This is a genomic window from Kitasatospora sp. NBC_01560 (assembly GCF_045208415.1).
Taxonomy (GTDB): domain Bacteria; phylum Actinomycetota; class Actinomycetes; order Streptomycetales; family Streptomycetaceae; genus Kitasatospora.
This window is the reverse complement of sequence record NZ_CP109364.1, coordinates 4,102,360-4,115,711: the sequence shown is the minus strand read 5'-3', so window position 1 is coordinate 4,115,711 and position 13,352 is coordinate 4,102,360. Positions and strand designations below refer to the sequence as shown.

The 13,352-nt window shown below is 73.6% G+C and carries 11 protein-coding genes; 8 read left to right on the top strand and 3 right to left on the bottom strand.

The window, feature by feature from the left end; all coding sequences use genetic code 11:
* Positions 1-8: 8 nt before the first annotated feature.
* Positions 9-752 (bottom strand): cyclase family protein, encoded by a 744-nt coding sequence (locus tag OH807_RS17765; RefSeq protein WP_406199726.1) that lies wholly within the window; start codon positions 750-752, stop codon positions 9-11.
* 164 nt (positions 753-916) lie between these two features.
* Between OH807_RS17765 and OH807_RS17760 the strand changes: the two genes are divergently transcribed.
* The 6 genes from OH807_RS17760 (at position 917) to OH807_RS17735 (ending at position 7,058) form a co-directional block, all read left to right on the top strand.
* Positions 917-1,588 (top strand): UbiX family flavin prenyltransferase, encoded by a 672-nt coding sequence (locus tag OH807_RS17760; protein ID WP_406199724.1) that lies wholly within the window; start codon positions 917-919, stop codon positions 1,586-1,588.
* Between the two features lie 129 nt (positions 1,589-1,717).
* Complete coding sequence (locus tag OH807_RS17755; RefSeq protein WP_406199722.1) at positions 1,718-2,179, top strand: Lrp/AsnC family transcriptional regulator; 462 nt, start codon at positions 1,718-1,720, stop codon at positions 2,177-2,179.
* Between the two features lie 4 nt (positions 2,180-2,183).
* Complete coding sequence (locus tag OH807_RS17750) at positions 2,184-3,146, top strand: threonine/serine dehydratase (RefSeq protein ID WP_406199720.1); 963 nt, start codon at positions 2,184-2,186, stop codon at positions 3,144-3,146.
* Between the two features lie 97 nt (positions 3,147-3,243).
* A complete protein-coding gene (gene mqnE, locus OH807_RS17745) occupies positions 3,244-4,407 on the top strand; it encodes an aminofutalosine synthase MqnE (RefSeq protein WP_406199718.1) in 1,164 nt (387 codons plus the stop codon).
* A gap of 149 nt (positions 4,408-4,556) precedes the next feature.
* Positions 4,557-5,972, top strand: a complete 1,416-nt coding sequence (locus tag OH807_RS17740; RefSeq protein ID WP_406199716.1) for a L,D-transpeptidase family protein — start codon at positions 4,557-4,559, stop codon at positions 5,970-5,972.
* A gap of 141 nt (positions 5,973-6,113) precedes the next feature.
* Positions 6,114-7,058, top strand: a complete 945-nt coding sequence (locus OH807_RS17735) for a beta-ketoacyl-ACP synthase III (RefSeq protein WP_406199715.1) — start codon at positions 6,114-6,116, stop codon at positions 7,056-7,058.
* 251 nt (positions 7,059-7,309) lie between these two features.
* Here the strand turns inward: OH807_RS17735 and OH807_RS17730 are convergent, their stop codons facing one another.
* Positions 7,310-7,957, bottom strand: a complete 648-nt coding sequence (locus OH807_RS17730; protein WP_406199713.1) for a TetR family transcriptional regulator — start codon at positions 7,955-7,957, stop codon at positions 7,310-7,312.
* A gap of 535 nt (positions 7,958-8,492) precedes the next feature.
* Between OH807_RS17730 and OH807_RS17725 the strand changes: the two genes are divergently transcribed.
* Entirely contained in the window at positions 8,493-10,862 is a 2,370-nt protein-coding gene (locus OH807_RS17725; RefSeq protein WP_406199711.1) for a PQQ-binding-like beta-propeller repeat protein, read from the top strand.
* Positions 10,863-10,931: 69 nt separating this feature from the next.
* On the opposite strand, the gene galE is transcribed toward OH807_RS17725, so the two are convergent.
* Positions 10,932-11,918: a UDP-glucose 4-epimerase GalE gene (gene galE, locus OH807_RS17720; RefSeq protein ID WP_406199709.1), complete on the bottom strand. Its 987-nt coding sequence runs from the start codon at positions 11,916-11,918 to the stop codon at positions 10,932-10,934.
* A gap of 285 nt (positions 11,919-12,203) precedes the next feature.
* Between galE and OH807_RS17715 the strand changes: the two genes are divergently transcribed.
* On the top strand, positions 12,204-13,241 hold the full coding sequence (locus tag OH807_RS17715; protein ID WP_406211057.1) for a S1C family serine protease: 1,038 nt from the start codon (positions 12,204-12,206) through the stop codon (positions 13,239-13,241).
* The last annotated feature ends 111 nt before the right edge of the window (positions 13,242-13,352 follow it).

Sequence of the window (13,352 nt, the reverse complement as noted above, 5' to 3'; positions counted from 1 at the left end):
CGCTGCTGTCAGCCCAACCGGGCCACCGCCCGTACCGGCGCGCCGTCGGCGGCGACCAGGCGCAGCGGGAACAGCGACACCTCCACCGGCCGGCCGGCCCGCTGGGCGTCGAGCACCGCCCGCAGGTCGGTCAGGTTCTCGGCGATCACGCCGCCGCCGGGCGCACCGAGCAGCACCCGGTGTGCGGCCAGGGTGGGCTCCGCGGCCACCGGCTGGTCGTGCTCGTCGGTGAGGTCGGCCAGCAGCGCTGCCACCGCCGGGTCGCCCGGGCCCGGATCGGGGGTGGGGTCGACGCTCAGCGCGTCCACCCCGACCGTCCGCACCCCGGCGGCGACGATCGCCTCCGCCGCGCCGGGTGTCAGGCTCGGGTGCGCGAGGTAGGCGTCGGTGCCCCAGTGCCGTGCCCAGCCGGTGGCCAGCAGCAGCACCGTCCCCTCGGCGGCCCGCTCCAGGGCGGGGGCGAGCAGCTCCGCGGTCACCTCCGCGCGCGGCTCCAGGCCGCGCAGGTCGGCGACCACCGCCGGTCCGGTGAACCGCTCCAGCGGCAGCCCGTCCAGGGTGGGCCAGGTGACGTCCACGTGGTACGGCGCGTCCACGTGGGTGCCGGACTGCGAGCCGAGGTGCAGGGCCAGCACGTTCACCCCGGCCGTGGCGGTGGTGAGCGCGGGCTCCAGGACGACGGCCGGATCGCCGGGGTAGACCGGCATCGCGGTGGTCACCTGGTGGGTGAGGTCGACGAGAGTCGCTGCCATGCCGCCCATCCTCCCAGGGCCCGCGCCGGACGGGACCGGCGCGGGCGGACAACCGCCACCGCAACCGTCACCGCGACTGCCACCGCAACCGCCGCCGGCGCCCCCGACCTGCCCGGACACCCTCGGAGCCGTGCGTGACCGCGGAGCCGTATAGAAAGGGAGCCATGGGAACAGACAAGCGTCAGCCGTGGGTGGTCGGGGTCTCGGGCGCGTCCGGTACGCCGTACGCCGCTTCGGTGATCCGGGCGCTGCTCGCCGCCGGGGAGCCGGTGGACCTGGTGGTCAGCCGCGCCGCCCGGCTCACCATCCTGGACGAGACCGGAATCGCCTTCCGGGACGCGCACTGGCGCACCGACCTCGCCACCTGGCTGGCCGCCGACGACGTCGGGTTCGACCCCGGCCGGCTGGCGGACGTCCGCTACTGGGCGGCGGGGGACTTCGCGGCCGGCCCGTCCAGCGGCTCCTACCCGGCCAAGGGCATGCTGGTGGTGCCGGCCACCACCGGTGCGGTGGCCGGGATCGCGCTCGGCCTGAGCAAGGACCTCCTCCAGCGGGTGGCCAGCGTGACCCTGAAGGAGCGCCGCCCGCTGGTGGTCTGCGTCCGTGAGGCGCCGCTCAACGGGGTGACGCTGAAGCACCTGGTCGAGCTGGACGCCCAGGGCGCCGTCGTGCTCCCTGCGTCGCCCGGTTTCTACGCCGGCGGATCCACCGTCCGTGAGCTGGTCGACTTCGTGGCCGGACGGGTCCTGGACGCGGTCGGCGTACCGCACGCGCTCTACCGGCGCTGGGAGGGTGAGTTGGGCGCGGCGGCGCGCCACAGCGCGCCGCCGGAGTGAGGGGGAGTGGGGAGCCCGGGGGCGGGAGAGTATGTTCTCTGCGATATCCGGGTTGTCCCGCGCATGGCGCCTTTGAATCCGGATAATGATCTGTGGGTCTGGTGAGGTTCGGAAGGACGCGGACGGTATATGGACACGGTGGACAGACAGCTCATCCAGGCGCTCCGGGAGAACGGCCGTGCCTCCTACGCCGAGCTGGGCCGGTTGGTGGGCCTCTCCGGCCCGAGCGTCACGGACCGGATCAACCGCCTGGAGCAGGCCGGTGTGATCACCGGTTACCGCGCGACGGTCAATCCGGCCTCGCTCGGCTTCGGCGTCACGGCGCTGATCGGCCTCCAGCTCACCGACGCGGCCGACCACGAGGACGTCGCGTTCCGGCTGAAGGACCTCAACGAGGTCGAGGACTGCTGGTTCATCGCCGGTGACGACTCGTACATGCTCAAGGTCCGGGTGCCGGACGTGGAGGGCCTGGAGTCGGCGGTCAAGCGGATCTCCGGGACGAAGGGCGTGGCCCGGACCCGCACGACCGTCGTACTCTCCACGAAGTGGGAGAACCGGGTCAGCGAACTCCCCCTGGTCGAAGGAGAGTAGTCCGATGGCACTGGTCGGTCTGGAGGAGCTGCGCGCGGCCCGGCAGCGGATCGCCGGGGTCGCGGTACGGACCCCGCTGGTCCCCGCCCCCTGGGCGGCCGACGGTGAGCGCCGGCTCTGGCTCAAGCCGGAGAACCTCCAGCCGACCGGTGCCTTCAAGACCCGCGGCGCCTACAACCGGCTCGCGGCGCTCACCGGGCCGGAGCGCGCCCGCGGCGTGGTCGCCCAGTCGAGCGGCAACCACGCGCAGGCGGTGGCCTACGCGGCCGGGCTGCTCGGCATCAAGGCCGTGATCGTGATGCCGGACACCTCGCCCGCGGTCAAGGTCGACGCCACCCGCGCGTTCGGCGCCGAGGTGCTGCTGGTCGGCCCGGAGGAGCGCGACACCGTGCCCGGCGAGCTCGCCGAGCGGCACGGCTACGTCTGGGTGCCGCCGTACGACGACCCGTTCGTCATCGCGGGCCAGGGCACGGTCGGTCTGGAGATCGCCGAGGACGCCCCGGCCGGGCTGGACACCGTGCTGGTGCCGGTCAGCGGCGGCGGCCTGATCTCCGGGACGGCGGCCGCACTCAAGCTCACCCGTCCGGGTGTGCGGGTGATCGGCGTCGAACCCGAGCTGGCCGCCGACGCGCAGGCCAGCCTGCGGGCCGGCGAGCGGGTGGCCTGGCCGGTCGCGGACACCTACCGGACCGTCGCGGACGGGCTGCGCACGCCCTCGGTCGGCGTGCTGCCCTTCGAGCACATCACCGCCTACGTGGACGACATCGTCACCGTCGGCGAGGACGAGATCCGCGCCACGGTGGCCCTGTTGGCCCGCCGCGGCCGGCTGGTCGCCGAGCCCTCCGGCGCCGTCGCCCCGGCCGCGTACTTCCACCGGAAGGCGGAGCTGGGCGGCCAGGCGGTGGCGGCCGTGGTCAGCGGCGGCAACATCGAGCCCGCGCTGCTCGCCGAGCTGCTCGCGCACTGACCGCGCGTCCGGGGGCGGGCCGAGGCCAGGTCCGCGGGGTGCATAGGCGTACGCTCGTTCCGGCAAGGAATCGAAGTCGGAGGAGGCGGGGCACCGCATGGACGCAGGGCTCAAGCGCGAGCTGGAGGCGAAGGTCTACGCGGGTGAGCGGCTGACCCGCGAGGACGGGATCGCGCTCTACGAGAGCGACGACCTGGCCTGGCTGGGCGGGCTGGCCCACCACGTGCGGACGCAGAAGAACGGCGACGTCGTCCACTTCAACGTCAACCGCCACCTCAACATGACCAACGTGTGCAGCGCCTCCTGCGCGTACTGCTCGTTCCAGCGCAAGCCGGGCGAGAAGGACGCGTACACGATGCGCATCGAGGAGGCCGTCCGGCTGGCCAAGGCGATGGAGGTGGACTCCCTCACCGAGCTGCACATCGTGAACGGCCTGCACCCGACCCTGCCGTGGCGCTACTACCCGCGCTCGCTGCGGGAGCTGAAGGCGGCCCTGCCGAACGTCTCGCTGAAGGCCTTCACCGCCACCGAGATCCACTGGTTCGAGAAGATCAGCGGCCTGCCCGCCGACGAGATCCTGGACGAGCTGATCGACGCCGGCCTGGAGTCGCTGACCGGCGGCGGCGCGGAGATCTTCGACTGGGAGGTCCGCCAGCACATCGTCGACCACGACACCCACTGGGAGGACTGGTCCCGGATCCACCGGCTCGCCCACAGCAAGGGCCTCAAGACGCCGTCCACGATGCTGTACGGCCACATCGAGGAGCCCCGCCACCGGGTGGACCACGTGCTGCGGCTGCGCGAGCTGCAGGACGAGACCGGCGGTTTCCAGGTCTTCATCCCGCTGCGCTACCAGCACGACTTCCACGACTCCAAGGACGGCGTCGTGCGCAACAGGCTGATGGCGCGCACCGAGATGGCCACCGGCGCCGAGGCGCTGAAGACCTTCGCCGTCTCCCGGCTGCTCTTCGACAACGTCCCGCACGTCAAGGTCTTCTGGGTGATGCACGGCGTCACCACCGCCCAGCTGGCGCTCAGCCACGGCGCGGACGACATGGACGGCTCGGTGGTCGAGTACAAGATCACCCACGACGCGGACAACTTCGGTACCCCGAACAAGCTCGGCCGGGACGACCTGCTCGGCCTGATCCGCGACGCCGGCTTCCGCCCGGTGGAGCGCAACACCCGCTACGAGATCATCCGCGAGTACGACGGCCCGGACCTGACGCGCCGCGAGACCCCGCAGGCGATGCGTCTCTGACCCGGCGCCCGACCAGGGATTCTGCTGCGCCCCCCGGGCCGTCACCGGCCCGGGGGGCGTCGTCGTCCCGCCGGGGCGGCGTGGCCTTCACGGCTCCCGCACAGACTCCGGGTTTCCCAACGGGCCCTCCGTTTGGCAGGATCGGCCGCATGTCCGGTTCCCATCGCGCCACCGCGTACCCGCCGCACGAGCCGATGCACGAACCGGCTCACCGGCCGGGGGACGCGGTGCCGCAGCAGTCCTACGGGGTCTACGAGCAGCCCTCGTACACCGAGCAGCCCTCGTACACCGAGTACACCGAGTACGCCGAGTACACCGAGTACGGTGCGCCGGAGGCCTACGGGGCCGGCGGCGGCCGGGGGGCGTACGGGTACCCGCAGCAGTACGGTCAGCAGGCCTACCAGGGCCAGCAGGACCAGCAGGGCCAGGGCCACGAGACCCAGGACTACCGGACCCAGGGCTACGGGACGCAGGCCCGGCCGGACCGGGCCCACCCCGCCGCGGACGGCTACGACGCCTACGACCGGCCCTTCCAGGCGTACCCCGCGGCCGGCCCCGCCGAGCCCGTGCGGTCGTACGAGCCGGAGCCCGGGCCGCTGTACGCCGACGAGCTCGTCCCCGGGCCGGTGCCCCTGGCCCCGGTGACGGTGGCGGCCTCCACGGCCCCGGCCGGCGGCCGGGCGGCCGCGCGCGGCCACCGCCGCAAGGCCAAGCAGAAGAAGTACACCGGCAAGGCCGTGACGGCGGGCACCGCGCTGCTGCTGGCGGCCGCCGCCGGCTGGTACACCGTCGGCCAGGACGCCGCCAAGCCGGGCGTGACCGCCGCCGACGGCCCGGGCCCGGACGGCCTCGCCACCCCGGACCGGCCCTCCCCGGCCGCCGGTGCCCCGGCCCCCGCCACCGCCCAGGCCGCCGGGGACCGGCACACCGAGGCGCCCGCCGCCGACCGCAGCCAGGCCCGCCCGGACGGCTCGGTCGTCGCGATACCCGGCCTCGGCGCCGCCTTCACGGCCCGGATACCTGCCGAGACCAACCAGGTGGTGCTCGCCTCCGGCCAGGACAAGGACGCCAACCGGACGGCCGTCACGCTCTGGACCAGGACCGCCGAGGGCCGCTGGCTGGCCGGCGAGACCTGGCAGGGCCACAACGCCAACAAGGGCTGGACCACCGACCACAACGAGGGCGACCTGCGCAGCCCGATCGGCGTCTTCTCGCTGACCGACGCCGGCGGTCGCAAGGCCGACCCCGGCAGCAAGCTCCCGTACGACAAGGACGCCGACTTCGTGGTCTCCGGCAAGGGCTTCGCGGGCGAGCCGCTGGCCGGCTCCTTCGACTACGTCGTCGCGATCAACTACAACCGGGTCGCCGGCAACTCCCCGCTCGACCCGCGCCGCCCCAACGGCTCGACCAAGGGCGGCGGGATCTGGATCCACGTCGACCACGGCGGCCCGACGCACGGCTGCGTCTCCGTCCCCGAGGACAAGATGGCCGAGCTGATCCGGGCTCTCGACCCGGCCGCCCACCCGGTGATCGTGATGGGCGACGCGGCCTCGCTGGCGGCCTGAAACCCTGCGCGATCCGGCCGGGCCCGCTGGTCACGACCCAGTCGCCGCAACGCCCCTTGTCGGCCTCCTACAGGTTCCGGGGTCGGATCCTGTAGCCGGTCGCGCCCGGCTGACCAGTGGGTAACCCGGTTGAGTGGCTGTATGAGCGGTTCGCGCATTGTGGCACTCGGCCACTACCAGCCCCCGAAGGTCCTCACCAACGACGACCTGGCGGTGCTGGTCGACACCGACGACGAGTGGATCCGCAGCCGGGTGGGGATCCGGACCAGGCACATCGCCGAGGGCGAGACCCTGGTCGACCTCGCCACCGAGGCCGCCCAGAAGGCGCTGGCCAAGAGCGGTCGCACCGCCGCCGACGTCGACCTCGTCGTGGTCGCGACCTGCACCGCGGTCGAGCGCAGCCCGAACACGGCCGCCGCCGTCGCCGCACGGCTCGGCATCCGGTCGCCGGCCGCCTACGACATCAACACGGTCTGCTCGGGCTTCTCGTACGCGCTGGCCACCGCGGACCACGCGATCCGGGCCGGAGCGGCCCGCACCGCCCTGGTGATCGGCGCCGAGCGGATGTCGGACACCATCGACTGGACCGACCGCAGCACCTGCGTGATCTTCGGCGACGGTGCCGGCGCCGCGGTGGTGGAGGCGCAGGAGGACGGCGCCGAGCCCGGCATCGGCCCGGTGGTCTGGGGTTCGGAGCCGGAGAAGAACGACGCCGTGGTGATCACGGGCTGGGATCCGGTGATCAGCCAGCAGGGCCAGTCGGTGTTCCGCTGGGCCACCACCCAGATCGCCCCGCTGGCCCGGCAGACCTGCGAGAAGGCCGGGATCGAGCCCTCGGAGCTGAAGGGCTTCGTGCCGCACCAGGCGAACCTGCGGATCATCGACGCGATCGCGGCCAAGCTGGGCGCGCCCGACGCGGTGGTCGCCCGGGACGTGGTCGAGTCGGGCAACACCTCGGCCGCCTCGATCCCGCTGGCCTTCTCCAAGCTGGTCGAGCGCGGCGAGCTGTCGCCCGGCGACCCGGTGCTGCTGTTCGGCTTCGGCGGCGGCCTGGCGTACGCGGGGCAGGTCGTCCGCTGCCCCTGAGCGGCTTTCCGGCCCCCCGGTGCACTGCTGGGGCCTCCCGGGGCCCGGAGCGGCCCCGCGGGCCGCTGCGGGGGCCCTGAAACGCACGTGCCGGTGGGCGGACACCCTTGCGGGGGTGTCCGCCCACCGGCATGTCTGGCGCGCTGCGGACCGCCGGCGGACCTCCCCCGAGGACACGGCCGCCGTCCGTCGTTCCCCGGACAGGAGGCCGGGGCTGCGCGCGGAGCGGATGGGTGGGTAGGCGGATCGGTCTACTTGGGCGGCTTCTTGCCGGTGACACCCAGGTACACCAGGGGAGCGAGGTTGGGCTTGAGGTCCTTGACCTTGACGCCCCAGGAGGTGAAGGCCTTCTGGTGCTCGGCCGCCGAGGCGAGCAGCGAGACCAGTGCGCCGGCGACGGCGGCCGGGTCGAGCGACTTGTCGGCCTGCCCCTTCGCCTGGAGTTCCTTGACGGCATCCGTGAGCGGCTTGGCGACCGCGTTGAGGACCGTCATGCGGATCTTGAAGAACCGCTTGTCCCCTTCGGCGGCACCGAGCGTGACCACTCGGAGAATGGCGTCGTTCTTGCGCCAGAAGGCGAGGAATCCGTCGACCAGTTCTTCCGAAGTGGCCGTGCCGGACTTCCCTGCCCAGGACTTTCCGGCCACCAGCTCTTTGAGGGCGTCGGAGTCCTTGGCCATTTCCTCGGCGATTTCGAGGACAGCGCCCTCGACATCCGGGAAGTACTGGTAGAAGGTCGCGGGGGAGGTACCCGCCATACGGGCGACGTCGATGACCTTGACGTCCCGATAGGGCGACGTGCTGAGCATCTCGCGAAGGCAGTCGAGCAGCTTCTGCCGCGTCTCCTGTCCGCGTCGCCCGGCGACGCGACCGTCGACGGTGCGAACTTGTCCTGTCATGCCGTCAGCTTACCGTGGCTCGATCTTGGCGCGATTCGGTGATGTGACAATTACTCCGCCCGGGGGTTGGTATAGGGCTGTCAACCACTTCGGACGAATAATTTCCGGCGTTCTCGGCCCCCTGTTGTAGCCCCCCCGTGTGCTTATGACCCCACAGCGTGACGACCCCTCCGCTGAGGGGTGGTCGGGTGACAGAGCGTGACGATCGACGGAATCCTCAATTCCGCTCCGGGCGGAGTCCGGGCGGAGTCCGGCGAGCCCGGGAGCACCCGCCGCCGGAGCGGACGTCAGAATCCGGCCGTTCCGGCGCCACTGACCTGACGCTGGCCGCCCGCCGCCCGGTGGCGGGCCGTCGGCGCAGCGGTGGACGGTCGGTGGCCGCCGGGGGCGGCCCGGGCTCCCGGCCGATGGCGCACGGACGGTAGTCCCGTGGTCCGTTCCGGGCGGGGGAGGTTGGAGATGGGCCGGGCGGCATTGGAGAATCGGGTCCGGCACCCCGTGGCGGGTGTGCGGGATACGGGGAGGTGGCAGCGGAGTGGACCAGCTGACGGCGCACGATCCGAGGCGGATCGGGCCCTTCGAGGTGCTCGGGCGACTCGGCGCGGGCGGGATGGGCCTGGTCTACCTGGCGCGCTCCGCGTCCGGCCGGCGAGTGGCCATCAAGACCGTCCGGGGGGAACTGGCCGAGGACGAGCTGTTCCGGGTCCGCTTCGCCCGGGAGATCGAGGCGGCCAAGACGGTCGGCGGCTTCTACACCGCGGCGGTGGTGGACGCCGACGCCGACGCCCGGGTGCCCTGGCTGGCCACCGCGTACGTCCCGGCGCCCTCCCTGGAGGACCTGGTCACCGACTGCGGGCCGCTGCCGGTGGGGGCCGTGCGCTGGCTGGTGGCCGGCATCGCCGAGGCGCTGCAGTCGATCCACGCCGCCGGGCTCGTCCACCGCGACCTCAAGCCCTCCAACGTGCTGGTGGTCGAGGACGGCCCGCGGGTGATCGACTTCGGCATCGCCGCCGGCGTCTCCAGCACCCGGCTCACCATGACCAACGTGGCGGTCGGCACCCCCGCGTACATGTCGCCGGAGCAGGCCCGGGACAGCCGCAGCGTCTCCGGCGCCAGCGACGTCTTCTCGCTCGGCTCGCTGCTGGTCTTCTGTGCCACCGGGCACCCGCCGTACCGCGGCGCCAACCCGGTCGAGACCGTCTTCCAGCTGCTGCGCGACCAGCCCGACCTCTCCGGCCTGCCGGCCGAGCTGGTCGACCTGGTCCGCGCCTGCATGCGGCCCTCCCCCGAGCACCGGCCGTCCCCGGCCCAGATCCAGGCCGAGCTGGCCCCGCACCTGTTCTCCCGGGACGACGCCTCCGGTGAGGCGGGGGACTGGCTGCCGCCCAACGCGCTGGAGCTGATCGAGCGCAAGCGCGGCCGCCGCCAGCCGCCCACCCCGCAGCCCCAGCCGGTGCCCCCGCAGCCCCAGCCGCAGCCGGTGCAGCACCAGCAGCCGCCGGTGCCCCCGCAGCGGCCCGGCCAGGCCGACCCGCGGACCCGCCACCCGGCCGGCCACCACAACCCGCCCGGCACCGGACCGGTGCACGCCGCGCCGGCACCCCTCGCGCCGGACACCGAGGCCGCCACCGAGAAGATCGCCGCCCCCCGCCGGCACCGCGCCCCCGTCGCCGGGGAGAACGCCGCCGAGGTGCGGCTGCCCGGTGCCTCGGTGCGGATAGGCCCCGGACCGCGCGCCGAACAGGCCGGGCCGGGCACCGCGCCCGCCGAGACCGACTGGGTCCGCCGGGCCACCCCGCCGCCGGTGCGGGCCGTCCGCTGGCGCCCCTGGCGGTTCCGGATGTCCAACGACGTCTGGGGCACCCCGGTGGTCGCCGACGGCACGCTCTTCGTCTCCAGCTTCGAGGTGCACGCCCTCGACATCGCCTCCGGCCAGCGCCGCTACAAGACCCGGGACGTCGCCTGGGCGCTCGCCGTCGACGCCGGCCGGGTGCACGCGGCCGACGGCCCGCATCTCTACACGGTGGACGTCGCGGACGGCACCGAGCGCTGGCGGCAGTCCCTGGACGGCTGGGTCTACTCGCTGGACGCCGCCGACGGCGTGCTCTGCTGCGGCGTCCGGGGCGGCGGGGTGCAGCTTCGCTCGGCGGCCGGCGGCGCCGAACTGTGGCGCGCCGACGACGCCCAGCAGGACTACGAGAACCCGCAGTCCGGTCCGGCCCTGGTGGGCGGCGCCGCGTACTACTACGGCGGCGGGCGGCTGCGCTGCGTGGACCCGCGCGGTGCGGGCCTGCGCTGGTCCTTCCCGGTCGGCGAGGACGTGCCGTCCCGCCCGGTCGAGCGGGCCGGGGTGCTGTACGTGACGGCCGGCACCCGGGTGTTCGCGCTGGACGCGGCCAGCGGCGTCGAGCGCTGGCGCTTCGACGCCCCGGTGGTGCTCTTCACCCCGCCCGCGCTGGACGCGGACACGGTGTACGTCGCCGACTACCTCGGCACGGTGTACGCGCTGGACGCGGCCACCGGCCGGGACCGGTGGCGCGGTGCGACCGGCGCCCGCCAGGGCGCCGAGCCGGTGGTGGTCGGGGAGGGCATGGTGCTGGTCGGCAGCGGCGAGGTGCTGTACGCCTTCGAGGCGGCCACCGGCCGGGAGCGCTGGCGGTACACGGCGCGGGGCGAGATCGTCGGCTCCCCGGCGGTCGCCGACGGCCTGGTCCACCTCGGCAGCCGGGACCACTCGCTGCACACCCTGGACCTGGCCAGCGGTCAGCTGCGCTGGGAGCTCGGCACCAAGGGTGAGCTCACCGGCTCGCCGGTGGCGGTCGGCGGGAAGGTCTTCGTCGGCAGCAAGGACCGCTGCGTCTACGCGCTGGACGCCTTCTACGGGACGGCGGTGCCGTCGCACTAGCCGTGCGGCTGTGCGGCCGTACCGGGGGCCCGTGGGGCCCGGACCGCACGCGGTCCGGGCCGCTGTGCCCTAGGACTTGCGGGCCTCCGGGTGGCGGGCGCACCAGCCGTCCCAGGCCGAGGCCACCATCTCCTCGACCCCGTACCGGGCGGTCCAGCCCAGCTCGCGCCGGATCAGCTCGGCGGAGGCGACCACCCGGGCCGGGTCGCCGGCCCGGCGCGGGGTGACCTCGCCGGTGGTGTCGTAGCCGGTGACCTTGCCGATCACGTCCAGCATCTCCCGGACGCTGACGCCCTCGCCGCGGCCGATGTTGAGGACCAGGGACGTCCCGCCGGGCGGGTCGGCGGCCAGCCGACGGGCGGCCGCCACGTGGGCGGAGGCGATGTCGGCGACGTGGATGAAGTCGCGCACGCAGGTGCCGTCCGGGGTGGGGTAGTCGGCCCCGAAGATGCGCGGGGCCCGCCCGGCGGTGATCCGCTCGAAGACCATCGGGACGAGGTTGAACACGCCGTCGTCGGCCAGTTCGGGCGAGGCCGAGCCGGCCACGTTGAAGTAGCGCAGCGAGACGGTCGAGAGGCCGTACGCCCGGCCGGCCGCCGCGACCAGCCATTCGCCCGCCAGCTTGGTCTCGCCGTAGGGGTTCATCGGCACGCACGGGGCGGACTCGCTGACCAGCTCGACGTCGGGCATGCCGTAGACGGCCGCGGACGACGAGAGCAGGAAGCGCTTCACCCCGGCCTCGGTGGCGGCCTCCAGCACGGTCTGCAGGCCGGTCAGGTTCTCCCGGTAGTAGTGGAAGGGGCGCTCGACCGACTCGCCGACCTGCTTCTTCGCGGCGAAGTGCAGCACGCCGTGGACGCCGTGGGTGCGCAGCGCCGCGTCCAGCGCGGGGCGGTCCAGGGTGGAGCCCTCGATCAGCGCGACCTCGGACGGCAGCCGGGTGCGGTCGCCGGTGCTGAGGTCGTCCAGCACCGCCACCCGCTCGCCGGCCGCGACGAGCTGGTGCGCCACGTGCCGCCCGATGTAGCCCGCGCCGCCGGTGAGCAACCAAGTCATGCCCCGCATCCTAGGGGGTGCCGGCATCGTCGCCGGGGACCCGGCGGGGCGCTGCCGGCCCCGCCCGGGGCGTGTCCGGCGACTCGTCGCGGCACCGGGCGAGTCGGGGCGGCGATTCGGACATAACGGTGAAATGCTGACAAAGATCTCTGTCTGGTGAGGGAATCGGAGGCAGCCAAGGTGAACCGCAAGAAGGAGCCCACCCGCCCGCTCCCGGCCGGGCCGCGCCCCACCGGTCCCAAGGCGTTCGGAGGCCGGTTCGCCGTTCCCGGGACGGTCGCCGCGCTGACCGCACTCGCGCTGGCCGGGTGCAGCAGCGGCTCGTCCTCGTCCTCGTCGACCTCGGCCTCGACCACCACGGGCGCCTCCGGATCCGCCCAGCCGGCCGGGGGCAACCAGCTCCAGATCGACTACCAGCGGGTCATCGCCGACGTGCTGCCGTCGGTGGTGCAGATCACCACGGCGAGCGGTCTCGGCTCCGGGATCGTCTACGACAACAAGGGCGACATCGTCACCAACGCCCACGTGGTCGGCACCGCCACCACCTTCACCGTCACCCTGGCCAACAGCACCAAGCCGCTGGACGCCACGCTCGTCGCCAGTTACCCGGACTCCGACCTCGCGGTGATCAGGCTGAGCAGCCCGCCGGGCGGCCTCAAGCCGGCCGCCTTCGCGGACTCCGCCAAGGTCGAGCTCGGCCAGATCACGCTGGCCATGGGCAGTCCGTTGGGCCTCTCCAGCAGCGTCACCCAGGGCATCGTCTCGGCCACCGGCCGGACCGTCTCGGAGCCCAACAGCGAGGGCTCGCCCGGGGCCACCATCGGCAACATGGTGCAGACCTCGGCCGCGATCAACCCGGGCAACAGCGGCGGCGCGCTGGTCAACCTGAACAGCCAGGTGATCGGCATCAACACGCTGGCCGCCACCGAACCCGAGGCCAACGGCGCGGCCGCGCCGGGCATCGGCTTCGCCATCCCGGCGTCCACCGTCACCAGCATCGCGAACCAGCTGATCAAGGACGGGAAGGTCACCAACTCCGGGCGGGCCGCGCTCGGCATCACCGCCCGGACGTACTTCGACCAGGACTTCCGCCCGGCCGGCGCCGTGGTGGTCGCGGTCGCCTCGGGCGGCGCGGCCGACGCCGCGGGCATCCAGGCCGGCGACGTGATCACCAAGGTCGGGGACACCCCGGTCGACTCGCTGAACTCGCTCACCACCGCACTGGCCTCGCTCACTCCGGGCAGCAGAACGACCGTCACCTTCACCCGGGACGGGCAGAGCAAGACGGCCGACGTCACCCTCGGCACCCTGGCCACGCCCTAGGGCGGGCCGGGGGTTGGGCTCCGTACGCCGACAGCCCGCACACCGCGCAAGGGTTCGCGGGCGGCCGGCGTACGGCAACGGGCCGGGACGTCGTCGACTGCCTCGACGACG

Bases quoted from the DNA above. Each gene is read 5' to 3' on its own strand.
- OH807_RS17765 (WP_406199726.1), bottom strand. From the start codon at position 752: ATGGCAGCGACTCTCGTCGACCTCACCCACCAGGTGACCACCGCGATG.
- OH807_RS17760 (WP_406199724.1), top strand. From the start codon at position 917: ATGGGAACAGACAAGCGTCAGCCGTGGGTGGTCGGGGTCTCGGGCGCG.
- OH807_RS17755 (WP_406199722.1), top strand. From the start codon at position 1,718: ATGGACACGGTGGACAGACAGCTCATCCAGGCGCTCCGGGAGAACGGC.
- OH807_RS17750 (WP_406199720.1), top strand. From the start codon at position 2,184: ATGGCACTGGTCGGTCTGGAGGAGCTGCGCGCGGCCCGGCAGCGGATC.
- mqnE (WP_406199718.1), top strand. From the start codon at position 3,244: ATGGACGCAGGGCTCAAGCGCGAGCTGGAGGCGAAGGTCTACGCGGGT.
- OH807_RS17740 (WP_406199716.1), top strand. From the start codon at position 4,557: ATGTCCGGTTCCCATCGCGCCACCGCGTACCCGCCGCACGAGCCGATG.
- OH807_RS17735 (WP_406199715.1), top strand. From the start codon at position 6,114: ATGAGCGGTTCGCGCATTGTGGCACTCGGCCACTACCAGCCCCCGAAG.
- OH807_RS17730 (WP_406199713.1), bottom strand. From the start codon at position 7,957: ATGACAGGACAAGTTCGCACCGTCGACGGTCGCGTCGCCGGGCGACGC.
- galE (WP_406199709.1), bottom strand. From the start codon at position 11,918: ATGACTTGGTTGCTCACCGGCGGCGCGGGCTACATCGGGCGGCACGTG.